Raw genomic sequence first — 1,013 nt, forward strand, 5'->3', positions numbered from 1 at the left:
GTACGCCAACCACGTCCACCTCGAAGTCGTCGGCGACGGCGACGCCCACTCCCTCATCCGGCCCGAGGCGATCATCCCGCCCACCGCCACCGACCTCCTCGAACGCATCCTCGCCCGCGACGAGGACAACACCTCCGCCACTACCACCGCGCGCACCCTCGCCGACCCGGCCAACCGACTCGCGGACGCCGTCGCCCGCTACAGCGACGCCCTCGGCTACGCCGCCCTCGTGTGGCGAACCAGCGTCCTGCTCGACCCCCTCCCCGACAGCGACGACCTTCCCCCCGACCCCGCCGATGCACCCCGGACGAGCGCTGGACTGCGCACGCCGATCTCGATCACGCAGTGGGCGCGACAACGGAGGACCACAAGTTCGAGGAGTTCGAACCGAACCTGGCCTTGACGTTGGAGGCCCTCGAACGCAGGGTGATGACGCCGCCAGAGATCTCCGCCGCGGACCTCAACGCCCAACTCGACCGCGCCGACGCCTGGCGCGCCAGCCCCCACACCCCCGAACGCCTCGCGGCCGTCAACGAGCTCGCGCTCAGGTTCTACCAGGACTGCTACTGCGGGTCATGGGCACAGCCCTACCTGGCCGAACGCTTCGGCACCGACATCGCCGACGACCCCGACATCCGCCCCGGCTACGCACCAGCCGGCTGGACCAGCCTCGTCACCCACCTCCACCGCCACGGCGTCACCGACGACGAGTTGCTCGCCGCCGGACTGGCCGTCACCGCCTCCACCGGACGCCTCATCGACCGGTTCCGCGACCGGGCCGTGTTCCCCATCGTGCACGACCAGCAGGTCCTCGGGTTCGTCGGACGCCGCCACCCCGCCGCCTCCGACCTCGACCACGCCGGACCGAAGTACCTCAACACCGCCGAGACGCTGCTGTTCCACAAGCGAGCCCAGCTGTTCGTCGCCGGCGCGCGCCACCTGGACGCCGGTGGCATCCCCGTCGTCGTCGAAGGACCGGCCGACGCCATCGCCGTCACCCGCGCCAGCGAGGG

At 71.5% G+C, this 1,013-nt stretch carries 1 protein-coding gene and 1 pseudogene; both read left to right on the forward strand.

All coding sequences use genetic code 11. The features are described 5' to 3' along the window. The coding region (locus tag Q1K57_RS06860) for a hypothetical protein (RefSeq protein WP_300080290.1) at positions 1–403 on the forward strand (403 nt) is incomplete at its 5' end. Further along, positions 346–1,013: pseudogene (locus tag Q1K57_RS06865) on the forward strand (transfer protein Tra); the annotation flags it as partial. The gene Q1K57_RS06860 and the pseudogene Q1K57_RS06865, both read left to right, overlap by 58 nt.

The sequence above is a fragment of the Propioniciclava sp. genome, from assembly GCF_029977985.1.
Lineage (GTDB): Bacteria > Actinomycetota > Actinomycetes > Propionibacteriales > Propionibacteriaceae > Propioniciclava.